The 17,656-nt window shown below is 37.9% G+C and carries 14 protein-coding genes; 4 read left to right on the forward strand and 10 right to left on the reverse strand.

The annotated features are described in order from the left end of the window. Window positions 1-246 precede the first annotated feature (246 nt). The 9 genes from FGQ66_RS00005 to FGQ66_RS00045 form a co-directional block, all read right to left on the reverse strand. Window positions 247-1,809, reverse strand: a complete 1,563-nt coding sequence (locus tag FGQ66_RS00005) for a glycoside hydrolase family 43 protein (RefSeq protein WP_113845245.1) — start codon at window positions 1,807-1,809, stop codon at window positions 247-249. Further along, entirely contained in the window at window positions 1,802-2,221 is a 420-nt protein-coding gene (locus tag FGQ66_RS00010; RefSeq protein WP_113845244.1) for a DUF4064 domain-containing protein, read from the reverse strand. The genes FGQ66_RS00005 and FGQ66_RS00010 overlap by 8 nt, the downstream gene beginning before the upstream one ends. 1 nt (window position 2,222) lies before the next feature. Beyond that, complete coding sequence (locus FGQ66_RS00015; protein ID WP_081134604.1) at window positions 2,223-3,131, reverse strand: pectinesterase family protein; 909 nt, start codon at window positions 3,129-3,131, stop codon at window positions 2,223-2,225. 1 nt (window position 3,132) lies between these two features. Then, window positions 3,133-4,011, reverse strand: a complete 879-nt coding sequence (locus tag FGQ66_RS00020) for an alpha/beta hydrolase family protein (protein ID WP_113845243.1) — start codon at window positions 4,009-4,011, stop codon at window positions 3,133-3,135. After that, window positions 3,998-5,335: a glycoside hydrolase family 28 protein gene (locus tag FGQ66_RS00025; RefSeq protein ID WP_113845242.1), complete on the reverse strand. Its 1,338-nt coding sequence runs from the start codon at window positions 5,333-5,335 to the stop codon at window positions 3,998-4,000. The genes FGQ66_RS00020 and FGQ66_RS00025 overlap by 14 nt, the downstream gene beginning before the upstream one ends. Beyond that, window positions 5,335-6,438, reverse strand: coding sequence for a glycoside hydrolase family 88/105 protein (locus tag FGQ66_RS00030; RefSeq protein WP_113845241.1), 1,104 nt, complete (start codon window positions 6,436-6,438; stop codon window positions 5,335-5,337). Before FGQ66_RS00030 ends, FGQ66_RS00025 begins: the two co-directional genes overlap by 1 nt. 250 nt (window positions 6,439-6,688) lie before the next feature. Then, window positions 6,689-8,197: an extracellular solute-binding protein gene (locus tag FGQ66_RS00035; RefSeq protein ID WP_138301335.1), complete on the reverse strand. Its 1,509-nt coding sequence runs from the start codon at window positions 8,195-8,197 to the stop codon at window positions 6,689-6,691. Further along, window positions 8,163-8,855 carry a YesL family protein gene (locus tag FGQ66_RS00040; RefSeq protein WP_113845240.1) on the reverse strand — a complete coding sequence of 231 codons (693 nt, stop codon included), beginning with the start codon at window positions 8,853-8,855 and terminating at the stop codon, window positions 8,163-8,165. Before FGQ66_RS00040 ends, FGQ66_RS00035 begins: the two co-directional genes overlap by 35 nt. A 21-nt stretch (window positions 8,856-8,876) precedes the next feature. After that, complete coding sequence (locus FGQ66_RS00045; protein WP_081134616.1) at window positions 8,877-9,851, reverse strand: ABC transporter permease; 975 nt, start codon at window positions 9,849-9,851, stop codon at window positions 8,877-8,879. A gap of 286 nt (window positions 9,852-10,137) precedes the next feature. Between FGQ66_RS00045 and FGQ66_RS00050 the strand changes: the two genes are divergently transcribed. Next, complete coding sequence (locus FGQ66_RS00050; protein WP_138301336.1) at window positions 10,138-11,010, forward strand: carbohydrate ABC transporter permease; 873 nt, start codon at window positions 10,138-10,140, stop codon at window positions 11,008-11,010. Window positions 11,011-11,182: 172 nt separating this feature from the next. Here the strand turns inward: FGQ66_RS00050 and FGQ66_RS00055 are convergent, their stop codons facing one another. Next, the gene (locus tag FGQ66_RS00055) at window positions 11,183-13,381 is read right to left on the reverse strand and encodes a helix-turn-helix domain-containing protein (protein WP_113845239.1); all 2,199 of its coding nucleotides are present in this window, start codon (window positions 13,379-13,381) and stop codon (window positions 11,183-11,185) included. Window positions 13,382-13,608: 227 nt separating this feature from the next. On the opposite strand from FGQ66_RS00055, the gene FGQ66_RS00060 reads away from it, so the two are divergent. The 3 genes from FGQ66_RS00060 (at window position 13,609) to FGQ66_RS00070 (ending at window position 17,631) form a co-directional block, all read left to right on the forward strand. Next, window positions 13,609-14,625, forward strand: coding sequence for a LacI family DNA-binding transcriptional regulator (locus tag FGQ66_RS00060; protein WP_005876088.1), 1,017 nt, complete (start codon window positions 13,609-13,611; stop codon window positions 14,623-14,625). 83 nt (window positions 14,626-14,708) lie between these two features. Further along, window positions 14,709-16,130: a tagaturonate reductase gene (locus FGQ66_RS00065; protein WP_113845238.1), complete on the forward strand. Its 1,422-nt coding sequence runs from the start codon at window positions 14,709-14,711 to the stop codon at window positions 16,128-16,130. Next, window positions 16,123-17,631 carry a UxaA family hydrolase gene (locus FGQ66_RS00070; protein ID WP_113845237.1) on the forward strand — a complete coding sequence of 503 codons (1,509 nt, stop codon included), beginning with the start codon at window positions 16,123-16,125 and terminating at the stop codon, window positions 17,629-17,631. Before FGQ66_RS00065 ends, FGQ66_RS00070 begins: the two co-directional genes overlap by 8 nt. Window positions 17,632-17,656 lie beyond the last annotated feature (25 nt).

The raw sequence follows: 17,656 nt of genomic DNA on the forward strand, positions 1-17,656 counted from the left end.
TATCTTTTGTTATTTGTCAAGAACTTTTTTGAAGTTTTTCTTGATTAGATCAAGCTTTTCAATAGGTTCTTTTCAAAAGACTTAGTTATCTTATCACGTGTTTTTATGTTTGTCAATGAATTTTTCTAAATAAATTTCATTGAAGTTTTCACGTTTCAACAACGTTGTTTACTTTACCATTAAAAAAATAAAAGGTCAAGTTAAAAATAAATTTTAGCTAGACCTTATTTTTTTCTTCTTATTCTTTTAATCTCTACCTTTGTATTCAAAAAAAGAAAAATCTGCGTAGCTGCCTTTCTTTTTATTGAGATCATGGACCCCAACTCCAACAAAGTTCCCTGTAAAGCCTCCAGATAAAGTGGTCACGTCTTTTGCAGATCCTACCACTTCCCACCGTTCATTCTTTTTTTCCTTCACTTGGAAAAAAGCCTGAGTATCCTTCACATCAACTTTTAAATAGACTTGCTCTCCATGTAAAGGAATTGCCCAAGTATCTAAATACACTTCTCCTTTCACTGATTGGATCATACGCAAGCATTTCCCTACCGTTTCATCCCAAGTAACATAGCAATAGTAATAATTTTCTTCATTAAGATACAATGTTAATCCAGCCATCTGGTTAAAGTGTGTTGGTTCATACTCAAATGAGGTAGTCACTTCAAAAGAAAAATCTGTTTGACGTATAGCAAGCAAATGATGATCAAATGTAGATTGGATCGATTCTCCAGCATGGATTCTCAAGTAGCCCTGACGACTATTTACATCACACCATGTACGTTCTGGTAGAATGCGACGGGTATTCCATATCGGACTGATACCTCGTTCAAAAGTATCCAAAAAATGATGATTTACCTGTTGTTCGACTTTCTCTACTGTCTGAACTGTCGTATTTTTTTGTGGTGAATTTCCCTCACTCTTTAGACTCAACCAGTGATCCTCTGTCCAATATACCTCCTGAATAGCTGTTTCCCGCCCTAAAATCGCTGCATCTTTTAGAGGTCTTGTACAGAGATAGGCCATATACCACTGTCCATTCTCCGTTTGGACTAAACTACCATGACCTGTGCACTGTAGAGAAGAATCCGGTTTATCACTTGCTGTTAATATTGGTGAGTTGGGGGCTAGTTCATAAGGACCGGTTATTGCTTTACTCCGACAGACAGTAACCGAATGCCCTCTTCCCGTTCCACCTTCCGCCGTTAATAAGTAATAATAGCCATTTACAAAATACAAATGTGGTGCTTCTGTTTTTGCAAGAACAGTACCAGAAAATATTGGGTAGATTTCGCCTATTAGCGTCTCTTCTTTAGGATCATATTCTTGCAAAACAATTCCTGCTGATTTATTAGGAGTTTCTATCCGATAATCCCACTGTTCATTTAAGAGCCATTTTTTTCCTGTGTGTATGTCATGAAACAAGGAAGGATCAAAACCACTGCTATTTAAATAAATTGGATCAGTCCATGGTCCATTGATATCTTTTGCTGTCATCAAATAATTATGCGCATCTTTAAAAGGGCGAGCAACACTTTTTACATCTGTAAAAACAAAGTAGAATTGTCCATCAGCATAACTAAGTTGCGGAGCCCAGATGCTGCCGTTCGTTGGATTCCCCTTTAAATCTACTTGGTGGTGCAAGATATCTGTTACATAATGCCAATTGACTAAATCTGTAGATCCATAAACTCTTGCACCTGGCAACCACTCAAATGAAGAGACAACAATGTAATACATATCATTGACCCTCAAAATATTAGGATCTGGATTAAATCCTCTTAAAATAGGATTTTCAACTTTTACTTCATACATTCCCCACTTGTCCTTTCTTGATCTTGATTCGATAGACTGTTAAAACAGCAGCCATAAAATAGAAGAAGGTAAATGGAAAAGCAATAAATTGCGTACCCAGTAATAATATCAATCCTGCAACAAGGTATAAACTAGCAGCGATGATCAAATATTTTTCTTTTATTGAAAAGAATACAGCGACTACAAGAAAAATCAATGAAATAAATAAGGTGATGGCGAACAGCCCCGTCATATCCTGTAATAAATGAAATGTATTGTCCAGCGTTCCTGTTTTTTCCAGTTTCAATGCCTGATAACTTGTTTCAAAATCTTTTATGGACATTTTTTTCAGTGTTACTGCTAAACCGCCAAAAAAGACTAGCGCCAGTATCCCGCCAATTATACCTACTATTGCTTCCCACTTTCTTTTCATCTTATTCCCTCCTTTCAAAGTGTATCCAAGATGGTCTTATTACCGTTCCTGGATACCAATTGTTCCGTTCAAAAAAGTAAGCACTCTTTTCATTCTCTTTATTTTGCCAATTGTCCCAACCTGCTGGATGGATATGGTTCGCCATCTTACAACTTTCAAAAACGACCTTAGCAAAGGGACGCCATGGACGGCCTAGATAAACTGGCGCTGTATTTTCATCTGCCGTTACTACGCAATTTTTAAAGTGATAGCCGTTTTCTTGATCTTGAGGAGTGGAGGCGGCTGTAATATACCCAACATTGTTACTCTGACGGCTATGGATCGTACAATGAATAAAGTCAGCTTGTGCTCCACCGAAAATGAAATCGATCGTCCCTTCGATCCAACAATCTTCGTATAATTGTCTACAAAAACGATGCACGTCATCTGCCGGTGTAACGAAAGGAGTACCATCTTTTTGAAGCAGAGGTAATGGACCAGTGCAAAGTGTATCCTGGTAGCCACTCAAACGACAATTTTTAACCACTGTTTGATGACCCATATTGAATAACGCCACTGCTTGTCCCACCTTTTCGCCAGGACCAGCCGTGTTTGAAATGGTTAAGTTCTCTAAAGTGATGCTATTTCCTTCTATTAAAACAGTACTTGTTCGAAAAGTTCCCCGTTCAGAGTCATCAGATAATTTCTGCTTAGCGTAATGATTTCCTCGTATCTCAACATTTCCATGACCACTCATAGTAAAATTAGCTAAGCGACACGCAACGTTTTCCAGATACACTCCTTCTTCGATATACAAAACTTTCTTAGTTTCGTTTGGCTGTTTCGCCATATAGGCGACTCCTTCTTGAATCGTTGAAAAAGCCGCGGGATTTTTCTCACTTTTCTTGCTGACCCATTTTTCAATTTTCATACTACAACCGCTCCTTTAGAAAATCTCTCCATATTTTTCTCATTTCCTGGGTTTCCATGTGACCACCAGTAACTGATTGGGAAACGAATTTTTCAGGATAACCAAGTCGTTCGTATTTTTCATTCAATCCTTGTCGTAATTTTACAACACCTTCATCTAAGCACATCGTATCGTTTTTCCCCACTAGACTCAGCCTATGTCTTGGTGCAATCCGCTCTTGTATTTCTAAAGTTGAATATTCTGTTAGTAAATTAGGTACGTAATAATAAAAGCCATGATGATCAAGTCGACGATGTTCGAGTAACGTTTCGATATCCACTTGTGCCGCTAGATCAATGCACACCTTCACTCTGTCATCTAACGCACTCGTCCACCAGCTCATTAAACCTCCCATAGACATCCCGATGGTCGCTAATCTATTTATATCAACATCCTCTCTTGTCGCTAAATAGTTGATCAAACTGATGACATCAAAGATCCTCATGCCCCATAATGTTTTACCAGTTAACAAAAAACGCTTATATAATTCACTTTCTGAAATTCCTCCACGTTCTTCAAATCCCCAAGCATCAATTGCCCAAACGGCGTACCCCATGTCTGTTAATTCCTTTGCAAAAGAAGGGGATGCAAGGTATTTTTCACCATACAGCAACTCGCTTTTACCTTTAGTAAAATCACCGCCGTGTGAATGAAGGTAGATCACCGTTGGAAACGGCCCCGATTTATCTGGAAATGCAAAAATCGCAGGTACCGTTTCCAATTCATTCAATTCTAGTTGATAACATTCAACTACATACCCATCTTGCTTCCGACGAGTCAGTTTTTTTCCTTGCGGTTTTTTTGGGAACGAAGATATACCTAATAACTCAATTAGCTTCATAAGAAAACTGCTTTTTCACGATCAATTCTTCCGGATCGTCTGATTGTGTAGAATGCAATCCAGAAATTTCTATTTGTTCCGTATTTTCTAACACAAAAGCCGGCCCATCGTGATTTTCTATAGAAATCTGGTTGAATGTCACTTGTTTTGCAAACCCTAGGTAAAATCCTTGTTTACTCATCTCACTTAACCCGGTCATCATTGCTGGCACTCCCGAAATCGCCTCTTCTGCCATTGAAATAGCAATGCGATCAAAGGTGATTTCTTGAATAAACTGCTCTGCCAATCCATAAATAAATCCTGCTGATGCATGAACATTTCTTGCTGTAATATCGGAAAAATGGATTCTGCGAAATTTCGGCGTACGTTCATCAATTGGATAAAGTATTTTTTCCCAAACATATGGTTCCTTACCGCGAGGCCCACAGAAGTAATACAGATTCAAGATGAACGGACACATCACTTGGTCCATGACAATATTATTGATACGCACATCTTCCACGATACCACCACGACCACGTCTCGATTTCAGTCGGATTCCTCGGTCTGTTTCTTGAAATACGCAATTCGAGATGACTACGTTTCGAATATCTCCACTCATTTCACTCCCTAATACCACTGCACCATGACCATGGACCATCGTGCAATTGACAATCGTGATATTTTCACACGCAACTTTTTCACTAGTGTCTTCCGTGCCAGATTTGATAGCGATGCAATCATCTCCCACATCGATATGGCAATTACTGATCCGGATGTTCTTGCAAGATTCTGGATCAATTCCATCTGTATTTGGAGAATCAGCTGGATTCAAAATAGTCAGATTGTCAAAGGTAAGATTCTCACATAAAATTGGATTGATTGTCCAACTAGGGGAATTGATAAGTTGGATATCTTTAACAGTAATACGTTGACAATGGTGGAAACTGATCAACTTAGGACGGGGATATGCCAAATTCTGTCGATCATTTCTAAAAGTATCCCACCACTTCTTTCCATTACCATCTAATTTTCCAAATCCGGTTACCGAAATATTCGTTTGTCCTTCAGCGTAAATACAAGAAGCATAAACTTTTTGATGCACCCCTTCCCATCGAGAGGAAACAACTGGGTAATCATTCGGATCGTCTGAAAATTTCAGTACGGCTCCAGCTGACAAGTGCAATTCGACGTTACTTTTCAAAAATAATGCCCCAGTTAAAAATTCGCCTGTCGGTATGAACACACAACCGCCACCATTTTTATTTGCTTGATCAATTGCCTGTTGAATGGCTTCGGTATTCATTTTTTCTGTAGATGCCCCAAATTCTAGAATGTCATACATTACAATTCCTCCACTTCAATCAATGCTTGTAGAAAAGCACCGACACCTTTCTGATCATTACAAATAATTGGTTCACTGATGTAGTAAGCATAAGAACCATCTCTTTGATCAGCACCTCCAAGACCAGCGACTTGGCAATTCTTATTTAGGTTAAGCCATCCTTCTTTTGTTTCTAATACAAACTCATCAAGTAACCCTTGATGTGATTTCTTGATTTGGTCGTACCATTCTTCTTTCTTTAAAATGCCTAGACGGACTGCTTTCGCCATTGCATAGACGAACATGCTACTTCCTGATGCCTCCAAATAATTTCCTTTACGCTGGGTTTCAGTCGTTACTTGATACCACGTTCCACTATTCGTTTCTTGGTAAGGTAATAATGCTTGTAGCGTTGTAACTAAGATCTCTTTCAGTAATGAACAATCGATTTCTTCATGTAAAAGTTCATACGTATCAGCAGCTGCCATCAAGTACCAACCAATTGATCGACTCCAAAAATGGTGTGACAAACCTGTCTCTGGGTCCGCCCAAGGTTGGACTTTTTTCTCATCCCATGCATGGATCAACAACTTTGTCTTAGCATCGAATAAATGTTTATAGCTGATTTCAAATTGTTGTAATACATCTTGATACTCTTTCTCTTCCGCAAACTGATGGATGAATTCTGCATAAAAAGGTGCCCCCATGTACAATCCATCTAACCAGATTTGGTACGGATAGATTTCTTTGTGCCAAAACGCACCTTCCGATGTCCGTGGATGATTGTCCAACTGTTGCATCAATAATTCCGCAGCTTTTTTATACTTCACTTCACCAGTTTCTTGATAAAGTAGAAAGAACAATTTTCCTGTGTTCACATGATCAATATTGAATTCTTTCACGCTATAGCCACGAATAGATCCATCCTCTTGAACAAAATAATCGATATTCGTTTTGATGAAATCAAAATATTTCTGTTCCTTCGTTTTCTTCCATAATAATTGAAATCCTTTTAAGACAACACCATAGTCATACGACCATTTCCCTTTGTACCATTTTTCTTCATATAAACGAGGTGTTCGTTCCATGATACTTTGCGCTAATTTTTGTGACAATTTTTCCACTATTTTTTCTCCTTTATCGTTCAATTAAAAAAACTAGAGACTAGAAAAGAAGGATTTGGCTCCGTTAAATAAGAAGATATTCAGAAAGATCACTATGCAAATTCTTCTGAACTTCGGCTTATTTTCCAAGGAGCTGTTTCTATTTCTGCCATTTATTCGTATTTAGAGCGTGAGACAAAAGTGTTTCTTACTTTTGCCTCACGCTCATTCAACGCAATTAAGAATTTTTCATATTGTTTCTATCCTAGTCTTACTTTTGCGCTGCTTTGTATGCGGCTTCATATTCTTTCGTAATTTGATCTCCACCTTGTGCTTTCCAATCAGCTACGGCTTTTTTGAACCCAGCTTCATCCGTTTGACCCATGATATATTGCACAGTGGCATCGACTACGATTTTTTGGATTTCTGAACCAACTTCATTATTTTTTTCTGAATCTAAAGGTACTGTTGGATCAAGAACAGCAAATTTTGTATTTTCTTCAACTAACTGATTCGATAACTCTTTTTCAGGATCAGCATCTTTGAATGAGAATGTGATTTCACTTGGTCTTGAACTTGATAACGGTTGCACATCTTGTTGCCATAGATCCATGTCGATAAAATTGATCGCGCCATCATCTTGAAGTTCATAATGCGTTCCTTCGATCCCACCAGTCATCAACTTGTACACATCTTCTTCCAATAGATCATCTACGAATTTCAATAATTTTTTCAGATGTGCTTCATCTTTTACAGAAGATTTAGGGAATGCCAACAATCCACCTACACCGTTTCCTTCAGACCATACATGATAGTCGCCGTCTTTACCATCAGAGATTTTATTTACTGGTACTAATTCCATTCCTTCTTGAATGCCTTGACCCATTTTCTTCAAGTTTTTGATGTCGATCATTCCAGTGTAAATCCCTGTTTTACCTTGTGCAAATTGCTCTTGTTGGTCAGTCTTTTGCGTTACCGCAAAATCTTGAGCAAGATAGCCGTTTTTATATAGATCTCTTGAATAGTTCATTGCTTTCATATATTCTTCTGTATCAAATTCTGGTGTGAATTTTCCTTTATCATCAACAGCCCAGCCATTTGGCGCTCCAAAATAAGAAGTAAATAATTTGAAGCTAGTATAACGGATATCACTTGGTGCACGATCCCCAAACCCTACAGTATCAGCAACACCGTTACCATCTGGGTCGTTTTCTGTAAATTGTTTCGCTACTTCATATAATTCTTCTGTCGTTGTCGGAACGTCTAATCCCAAATTATCTAACCAGTCTTTACGGATAACTAAACCAGCACGTGCATAATCTTTTTGTAAAGGTACACCATACAAAGCTCCATCGATGCTGGCAGCATTTACTCGGTCTTCAGATATTTTACTTAAATTTTTATAATCAGAAATATAATCAGAAACATCCCAGAAAACGCCTGATTTTAGTGCGTTACGTACAGAGGAATTCTTCAGCATAGCGATTTGCAATGTAACGATATCGCCCAGTTCATTTGAAGCTAAAGCTGTAGTTAGGCGTTCCTCTTTCGAAGCATCAGGTATCCAGTTGAACGTAATTTCTGTATCTGTTTTTTCTTCGATCAGATCAACGATTTTATCAGTTGGTGGAGAAGCTGTGTGCAGTACATTCAACCAAGTGACTTTCGTTTTCCCATCTTCTGTTTCTGATGCACTTTTTGTTGAGCTACTACCACATGCTGCTAATGCGAGTATCCCGGCGAAACTAAGACCTAATTTTACGAGCGTTGCTTTTTTCATAAATTTTCTCCTTCACTATTGTTAGTATTTTTTTGTCATTTTCTGTTTTTTCTATATATGAGTTCTTCAATTCCAGACGATAAAAGATTTGGTTGGCTGTCCAAGTAATCGCGAAAAAGAAGAAGCTACCACCAATAAAAGTTAAAACACCCGGTATTGCTTGTATCAGGAGCAAATAAACACTTCCTACAACTACCATTAAAACAAGTGAATAGTGCAAGTGGGAAAAGCCGAACAAAAATGCCATTTTCATTTTGAAAAAGTACCCTTTCCATTCATAATGAGCCATGATTGGATAGATGTAGATTGCCGAAAGCAAGTAAAAAAATACAATGACAAATAGTGCAATCCGCAAATACCAATTCTGTACAAATAGCAGATCAACAAACAGTATCCCGCCGATGATGCTATAGATCCAGCTCATTATCAATGCTTCGCGATAACCTTCTTTAAAATAGTTGAAATAGGTTCGTGTTACTGGAAATGATTCTTTAGAGCGTAATAATTGACGAATCACTGCGACCATTGCATAAGTTGCTGGTCCCAAGGTAAAAATCCCCAGGCCTGCAATGACCAAACCGCCCCATAAAAAATTCAAATACACTAACTGCAATAAACGGTTCAAACGACCATTTATCTTATCCAATGATTGCAGCATGTCTTTCACTCCTTCCTGTGTTTAATACACACCATCTTCTCCTAGTTTCTTGGCAATCTTGTTCGCAATCACTACCATGAACAGGCCAACTACACCTTTGAATAGGCCCATCGACGTACTAAAACTCAACTGTCCATTTTTTAATCCTGCGGTATAGATATACGTGTCAAAAATTTCTGCTACGCTACGATTTAATGAATTTAACAATAGATACATATGTTCAAATCCTAAGTCCAGTGTCTGTCCGATTTTTAAAATCAATAAGGTGATGATCACCGGTCTGATGGCTGGCAACGTGACATGCCATGTCTTTCGTAAACGTCCAGCTCCATCCATTTCAGCTGCTTCATATAATTGTGTATCGACTGCTGTGATGGCAGATAAATAAATGATTGTCGACCATCCTAACTCTTTCCAGATTACTTGACCGATATAAACAGTTCTTGTCCAATCCGGCGAAGTCAAAAAGCTGATTTTACCCAAACCTACATTGGCAAAAAGTTCATTCAATACCCCGCCGTCCACATTTAAGAAAACATACGTGATCGATACGATGATTACCCAAGACATAAAATGAGGAATGTAGATGATCGTTTGAATCCCATTTTTCAAGCGTTTGTTTGTCACTTCATTTAATAGAAGAGATAGAACAATCGGCATCGGGAAAAAAACAAAAATATTCAGTCCGAATAAAATCAACGTGTTTCTTAATAAAGTAAAAAATGTCGGTTCTGTAAATAAACGAATAAAATGTTTGAACCCTACCCATGGACTACCTAAAATACCAAGGTATGGTTGGTAGTCTTGAAACGCAATGACTAGCCCCCCCATCGGCAAATACTTAAAGATCACAAAGTACAGTATTCCAGGTAAAATCATCAAATACAAAAGTTTATTTGTTTTGATTCCTGCAATCGTCTTTCTTCGCTTTCGTATTTTTTCTTCTTGTTTAGATAGTGCCAATTGAAACGTTTCTGGTTTTTTTACACTTTCCATAAGCCCCTCCTTGTTTTGTGATTTTTAGCTTATGGTATTATCATAAAGAATCCATTTAATTACGTATATAATCATTTTCACTGTATGTAAAACGCTTTCAAAGAGGCGCTTTACGCTACAACTAATGAATCTTTTCACAATTAATGATACTTTGCATTTTTTCTTATTTGTTCTTTTTCTCCCCTTTTCAGACTACCAAAAAAATGATTATGTACGTAATTTTATCCAAATGATAAATTAAGCGTATACAAATATTTTATTTATTAAAGGAGGACATTCTACGATTATGAAAAAGAAAGTCTCAATTGGAGAAAGAAGTTTTAACATTTTTAATAATACCTTTTTAATCTTACTTGCTTTAATCTGTATCGTGCCATTCTTAAACATCATTGCTACCTCATTTGCTTCCACCCAAGAGGTCGTTGAGAAAAAATTCATCTTATTTCCCACGACCTTCTCATTGGATGCCTATCGGTACATTTTGTCTACACCAACTATTTTTAAAGCGTTAGGCGTGTCAATTGGTGTCACAGGTATTGGAACTATCGTGAGTATGTGTGTTACCTCATTGATGGCTTATGGTTTATCAAGAAGATATTTATTTGGTAGAGGATTCGTCAACTTTATGGTTGTATTCTCAATGTTGTTTAGCGGCGGGATGATTCCTACATTCTTAGTTGTCCGATCACTTGGGCTAGTCAATTCTTACTGGGCCATGATCCTACCAGTGACTGTCAATGCGATGAACATGATCATTATGAGAAACTTCTTCCAAGCACTACCTGATAGTTTAGAAGAATCAGCCAAAATGGATGGTTGTACTGATTTTGGTGTATTCTTCAAAATCATGTTGCCTTTAGCTTTACCATCTATCGCAACGATTTCTTTATTCTACGCAGTTACTTATTGGAATACGTACATGACAGCAATCTTGTATATCAATGATTCTGCGAAATGGCCGATCCAAATCTTACTTCGTCAGATCGTTATCGTTTCAAGCGGGATGCAAGCGGAAAGCAGCGCTGTTGACATTGTCCCGCCGGCTCAGACAATCAAAATGGCTGTTATCGTTATTGCAACTGTTCCTATGTTGATTGCCTATCCATTTGTTCAAAAATATTTTGTAAAAGGTGCCTTGGTCGGTTCTGTCAAAGGTTGATTTTACAAAAATAAAGCTAGTATGGACGAGGCTCTTCATTCAAGCCACTAAAAAGCCGTATCACTCGAAGTACTTATTTTCGAGATGATACGGCTTTTTTGAGCAAGAGCGTGGGACAAAAGTAAAAAACACTTCTGTCCCAGCCTCCCATCCATATTCTTACAAGGAATCATCAGCTGCTCTTCTTACGATATTCTCCAGGGGTGATCTGCTCTTTCTTTTTAAAGAAACGAATAAAATTCTGTGGATTGCGATACCGTAACCGCTCTGCGATTTCTTTTACCGAAAAATTCGTTTCCCGCAACCACTGTTTCGCGACTTCTAATCGATGATTTTGAACAAAATCGCCGAAATTTTCGCCAGTTTCTTTTTTAAATACGCTACTTAAATAATTTGGATTGTAGTGCAAGCGATCTGCGATAACATCCAAAGACAAGTCTTGATCATACTCATTATAGATGATATGGATGATATTTTCTGAGAGCGTCTTGAACTCTTGCTCAGTGATTTCTTGAGATCCTCGTGTGATCGGTATAACTAATTGATTTAGTACTACTTTTTCTAATTCTTTGGGATGATAAGTATTTAGGACTTTTATATAGAGTTGTTTTAAATCTTCAAAATCAGTTGTATCTACACCCAATAATTGTCCTAATTGAACTAACTCATTGATCAAGCGGATGACTACAACCTCTCTACTTAGAGGATTTTTATTTTGCTTAAACATTTCTACTATTAGTGCATGCAAAGGTTCTTCGATTTCCTGCTCACCTGACCGAATGGCTTCAAATAAGCGGTTTTGTTTTTCTACCGGATAGCGGATCAATGTTTTTTCATGATCAGCAGACACGATTTCCTGATAAAAAATAATTGAATTTGGTCCTGTGTTTACCCGATAATAAAGTGCTTCTTTTGCACGGTCAACGGATTGTTTACTTTCATTTAACGTTTCAAATTGTTCACTGACACCGATGCTTACCGTCAAATTCAAGTACTCTTTAATCGCCTTTTGGATCTGGCGACAATAAGCCATCACTTCTTTTCTTGCTTCAGTGTGTCCCTTTTTCATTCGATAGATCGTTGCTTGCATTTCTTCGTTCAATACTATTGGGATCATTCGATTTTCTTTTGGAACGATTTCCGCAATCATATTATTGATTGCTAAAAGCAATAGGTCACGTTCACCGCCATGGCTATCTTCTAATAGATCGATTTGAACAAGTGCCGTGTAATAACATTCATCCTCTGCACTGTAACCAAATTGCTGGAGTCGCTGCGCCAACTCCCGTTTTTCTACTCGATTTCGGAATAAACTAAGAACGAACAACGTTTCAAGTTGTGGTTTTTGTGTCACTAGATTTGCGCTTAATGACTCATTCTCACCAATGATTTGACTGACTGAATGGGCTACATCATCTAATTCTTTTTGGTTGAACCCTTGAGATTTGAGATTCAACCGCTCTTGGATTTGAGAAATCGGCCGAGAAAATCGCTCTGAAAAAGAATAAGACAAGAAGCAAACCAAACCAACTAAGGTCATAGAAACGGTAAGCAAACCGATTCTTAGATTTCTGATCATTGTTCCGACAGTACTTTGGTCGACTTCTAAACTATATATCCAATTATTGTAGTCTGATTTCAGTAAAACATAGTTTCTTCCGTCTTGATGCAGTACCTTTGTCTTATTGTATTCAAGTAAATCGTCTAGTTTTTGATACGGTAGATCATTTTGGGAAGAATGCTCTTCATTAAATAGTATCCCTTGATCATTTTCGATCTTGAGGACATCATCACCACTTTGCTCAATGGTTTTATTGAGTGTATAATTGTCGATCGACGCAATTCCCAGTGCATATTTATCTTGGACAAACATTGGTAATGCAATGATCATTTCAATTCCCTTAGGCTGTTTTTTCCAGAATAAATTATTATTATTATTTATGTATTTATTTCGATAATTGCTGATTTCTTCCTCTGAAAGCTGACTTAACGAACCATTGATTACTCCCCATTTTCCTTTTAAACTGATCAGATCATAGGTATTATCATCCATCACGATCGTTTCAATAAAATTCAATTCTTTTCGTACTTCAGAATAGACAGGGTATTCCTTATAGGAAAGAGGCTTTGTAAAAATATCCGAAAAATTTTTTGTCGAGCCATAGGTCGAGAAAGAATACTCAATGGTACGGATTTTCCATTCAATATTCGTTTTGATTTGTCTGAGTAAGCTTTCTTTATCAGATAAATAATTTGTCTCGATCGATTCATAAGTCGTTTTATAAATAAATAGACTAAACCCTAACACTAAAAACGTACCTAGTAAAAATATCGGTAAAAAAATCTTATAAAATAATGTACTTTTCTTCATTTTCTCCCTCTTTTTCTAAGAAATAAAAGGCTTACATTTTATGTAAAATTGATACTCATCTAATCAGATGAGTATCTTCTTCTATTAGAATAGCATATCTCAAATGGAATATCCAAATAAATTTTTAACGTGTGCAACATACTATTACCAAGGCTCTATTGACTTATTACCCTTAACATAATATGATGAATGCGTTAACAAAAGTCGATAATGAAAGTAATGATTCCATGGTAACTATCAAAGATATTGCAAAAACAGCGGGAGTTTCCCACACGACTGTCTCTCGCGCATTAAATGACAGCCGTTTGATAAAAGAAGAAACAAAAGAAAAAATCCGAGCGATTGCGGCAGAGCTGAACTATGTACCAAACTTCAGTGCAAAAGGGCTCGTCAATCAAAAAAAATATTTGATTGGCTTATTCTTCTCCAGCCTTCAAAAAGGAACAAGCTCAAGCTTTTTAGCAGAGGCGATTTCTGGTGTCCGCCAAGCTTTAGATAAAAATTATAGTTTATCGGTCGAAAGTATTGATACGTTGGTTCTTTCTGAAATCAATCTGCAACGCTATGATGGAGTGATCATTCTGAGTCAAAGTGACGAAGATCAACCGTTGATCGATTATCTGAAAAATAAAAATTTCCCTTTTATCGTGATCAACCGACATGTAAAAGATCCAGAAATTCTCAATGTAGTCGCTGACGACTCTGCAGGCGTTTCTCAAGCAGTCGACTACGCGATCCGCTTAGGACATAAAAGAATTGCGTACATTGGCGGCTCAGAAAATTTCCATTCAACGAATGAACGAAAAAAAGGGGTGTTGCATAGTTTAAAAAAAGCGAACCTCCCAATCGACGAATCTTTGTTTTTAAACGGGGACTACAGCTTAGAGAGCGGCTGGCAAAATATGAATCGGTTACTTGCACTTCCCGAACGACCAACCTTGGTTTTTTGTGGGAATGATGATACTGCTATCGGTGCACTGCGAGCAATCAATGTTGCGAATCTGCAAGTACCCAAATCGATTTCTTTGATCGGATTTGACGATTCGCCAGTTGTGTCGTATCTCACTCCTCCCCTTACAAGCGTCCACAAACCAGTAAAAGAAATGTGTGAACAAGGGACAAAGATACTCCAAAATCGAATAAACAATCAAATAATAGAGGATAAAAAAATCCAATTAGCAACTACACTAATGATACGAGAATCAGTCAAAGTATACGACGAAAACTTGGCAAACGGAAAATAATACACCCGAGATAAAAAGTAGAATCTTCTACTTTTTTACATAAAAATGTTAACGTGTGCATAACACAGAAAGGACAATAAAAAATGAAAAAACTAACGAAAGAACTGGTTCAAAAAAACAATGCTCCTACAAAAATTTTACAATTTGGAGAAGGCAACTTTATGCGTGGTTTTGTTGATTGGCAGATCCAGCAACTAAATAATCAGGAGCTTTATCGCGGAAACGTGACAATCGTCCAACCGTTACCCATGGGGCTTGGGGAAATGCTGAACAATCAAGACAATTTATACACGGTTATTTTGCAAGGATTATTGGATGGAGAAATCATCGATTCCTCAGAAGTCATCACAGTGGTTGATGATGTGATCAATCCTTATCAACAATGGAACCACTTTTTGTCATTAGCTGAAAATGAGGACTTAGAATTCATCTTCTCCAACACAACAGAAGCAGGTATCCAATATCTGGAAAGCGATCAACTCCAAGATATGCCTCCAGAAAGTTTCCCTGGGAAATTGACTGCTTTCTTATATAGAAGATTTGCGGCAGGCAAAGCAGGATTGACGATCATTCCTTGCGAGTTGATTGATCGAAATGGAGAAAAATTAAAAGAAATCATCTTGCGTTATGCACACCAGTGGGATTTGGGAGCAGAATTCATCACATGGCTCGATCAAGAAAATATATTTTGCTGCAGTTTAGTTGACCGGATCGTTCCTGGCTATCCAAGAGAATCAGCTTTAGTCTTCAACGAACGACATGGTTATGAAGATCAGCTGATGGTCAAAGCAGAACCATTCATGTTATGGGTGATTGAAGGACCTGAAACAGTAAAAGAAAAATTACCATTAGTTGAAGCTGGATTGAACGTTGTATTTACAGAAGATATGACACCTTATCGTGAACGAAAAGTCCATCTTTTGAACGGACCGCATACTGCTATGGTCCCTGTAGCTAGATTAGCTGGGTTAGAAACGGTTGAAGATGTGATGAAAGATCCACTTTTTTCAGGCTACATCGATCAATTGTTTGCAACAGAACTGATCCCGATGCTCGCTTTACCAGAAAGCGAATTGATCGTATATGCAGAGCAAATCAAAGAACGCTTTTTAAACCCATTTGCTAATCATAAATTAGAAGCGATTTCATTGAATAGTATCGCTAAATTCACTACGCGACTGTTGCCTGTATTCAGAAGATATGCAGACGAAAAAAATCAATTACCCCCGCTTATGAGCATTTCTTTAGCTGCCTTGTTACTGATGTATCGCAATGACCAAGTAACTGTTCATGATGATCCGGTGATCGTTGAACGCTTTAAATCCGCTTGGGAACAACCAACTACTGCTGTAGCTACTTTATTGCAAGATGAGACTCTCTGGGGCACTGATTTATCTAAAATAAATAACCTAACAGCAACGATCGAATCACTGATCGAAAAAATTGAGGCTGCCGATATTCGACAAGTCGTCAGTGAAATGGAAGGAACGATGATGAATGCTTGAAACTACTGTCACTCCTTTACCCATCATGAAATTAAATCAAAGAGATAGTGTGGTCGTGGCCTTATCCCCTATTCCTAAAGCAACACAGCTTGTCGTAGATCAACAAATCGTCACAACATTGGAAGATATTCCACAAGGTCATAAAATTGCATTAGTAGATTTAAAAGAAGGCGAAAATGTCATTAAATATGGTTATCCGATCGGTCATGTCACTACAGATGTCAAAGCCGGAGAATGGTTGCATACCCATAATGTGAAAACTAATCTTTCAGGTGAATTGACTTATCATTTTCAGCAAGATGTCCACCCTATCAGCTATCCTTTTGAGAACCGCACTTTTCAAGGTTATGTCCGAAAGAACGGAAAGGTAGGCATTCGAAATGATCTGTTCATCGTTCCAACAGTTGGTTGTGTAAACGGGGTTGCAGAACTGATCGTCAAAGAATTCAAGCAAAAACATCCTGACCTAGGGAATTTCGATCACGTAACGATTTTAAAACATCCCTATGGCTGTTCCCAACTAGGAAAAGACCACTTGCAAACAAGAGATATCTTAGCCGATGCAGTCCATCATCCGAATGCTGGCGGAGTTCTCGTCTTTGGATTAGGCTGCGAGAACAATACAGTCCCAGAATTCAAGAAAACTCTCGGAGAATATGACGATGACCGAGTTAAATTTCTCGTTGCCCAAGAAGTCTACAATGAGATTGAACAAGGTGTTGCCTTACTAGAAGAATTGTTAGAAGCTGCTGCTGAGGATCAACGCACAACAGTTCCTTTGAATAAATTAAACGTGGGCCTGAAGTGTGGTGGTTCAGATGGTCTATCAGGTATTACAGCTAATCCACTCCTTGGTGCATTTTCAGATTATCTTATCTCTCAAGGAGGCAGTACGATCCTGACTGAAGTACCTGAGATGTTTGGGGCGGAACAAGTATTGATGGCACGTGCAGAAAATGAGGAAGTATTTGACTCTATCGTCCATCTGATCAATGACTTCAAACAGTATTTTCTTTCTTATGGAGAACCCGTTTATGAAAACCCTTCTCCAGGGAACAAAGCCGGAGGGATAACGACCTTAGAGGATAAATCGTTGGGCTGTACCCAAAAATCTGGAAGTTCCGCAGTTGTAGATGTTCTTCAATATGGGGAAAAGATCCGAAAAAATGGGCTTAGTTTATTACAGGCTCCTGGAAATGACCTAGTTGCTGCTTCTGCCCTTGCTTCTTCTGATTGTCAGTTGGTCCTATTTACAACTGGTCGTGGTACTCCTTTCGGCTCTTATGTGCCAACTTTAAAAGTTGCGACGAATACAACATTGTTCGATCGAAAAGGACATTGGATGGATTTCAATGCTGGCGAACTACTGAAAGAACCTATGGAAAGCATTTTAGAACGCTTTATTACAAAAATCATTGCTGTTGCTAGCGGTGAAGAAACTAGAAATGAGCAGAATGATGTAAGAGAAATTGCCATCTTCAAAAATGGTGTGACACTATAAAGCTTACGATCATAAAAAAAGAAAG

The sequence above is a fragment of the Enterococcus sp. BSD2780061688st2 D3 genome (assembly GCF_005844145.1).
GTDB classification, from domain to species: Bacteria; Bacillota; Bacilli; order Lactobacillales; family Enterococcaceae; genus Enterococcus_B; species Enterococcus_B durans.

Excerpts from the sequence above, each read along its gene's own strand:
- FGQ66_RS00045 (WP_081134616.1), bottom strand. The coding sequence starts at position 9,851 with ATGGAAAGTGTAAAAAAACCAGAAACGTTTCAATTGGCACTATCTAAA.
- FGQ66_RS00065 (WP_113845238.1), top strand. The coding sequence starts at position 14,709 with ATGAAAAAACTAACGAAAGAACTGGTTCAAAAAAACAATGCTCCTACA.
- FGQ66_RS00040 (WP_113845240.1), bottom strand. The coding sequence starts at position 8,855 with ATGCTGCAATCATTGGATAAGATAAATGGTCGTTTGAACCGTTTATTG.
- FGQ66_RS00070 (WP_113845237.1), top strand. The coding sequence starts at position 16,123 with ATGCTTGAAACTACTGTCACTCCTTTACCCATCATGAAATTAAATCAA.
- FGQ66_RS00055 (WP_113845239.1), bottom strand. The coding sequence starts at position 13,381 with ATGAAGAAAAGTACATTATTTTATAAGATTTTTTTACCGATATTTTTA.
- FGQ66_RS00050 (WP_138301336.1), top strand. The coding sequence starts at position 10,138 with ATGAAAAAGAAAGTCTCAATTGGAGAAAGAAGTTTTAACATTTTTAAT.
- FGQ66_RS00020 (WP_113845243.1), bottom strand. The coding sequence starts at position 4,011 with ATGAAGCTAATTGAGTTATTAGGTATATCTTCGTTCCCAAAAAAACCG.
- FGQ66_RS00015 (WP_081134604.1), bottom strand. The coding sequence starts at position 3,131 with ATGAAAATTGAAAAATGGGTCAGCAAGAAAAGTGAGAAAAATCCCGCG.
- FGQ66_RS00035 (WP_138301335.1), bottom strand. The coding sequence starts at position 8,197 with ATGAAAAAAGCAACGCTCGTAAAATTAGGTCTTAGTTTCGCCGGGATA.
- FGQ66_RS00025 (WP_113845242.1), bottom strand. The coding sequence starts at position 5,335 with ATGTATGACATTCTAGAATTTGGGGCATCTACAGAAAAAATGAATACC.
- FGQ66_RS00005 (WP_113845245.1), bottom strand. The coding sequence starts at position 1,809 with ATGTATGAAGTAAAAGTTGAAAATCCTATTTTAAGAGGATTTAATCCA.
- FGQ66_RS00060 (WP_005876088.1), top strand. The coding sequence starts at position 13,609 with ATGGTAACTATCAAAGATATTGCAAAAACAGCGGGAGTTTCCCACACG.
- FGQ66_RS00010 (WP_113845244.1), bottom strand. The coding sequence starts at position 2,221 with ATGAAAAGAAAGTGGGAAGCAATAGTAGGTATAATTGGCGGGATACTG.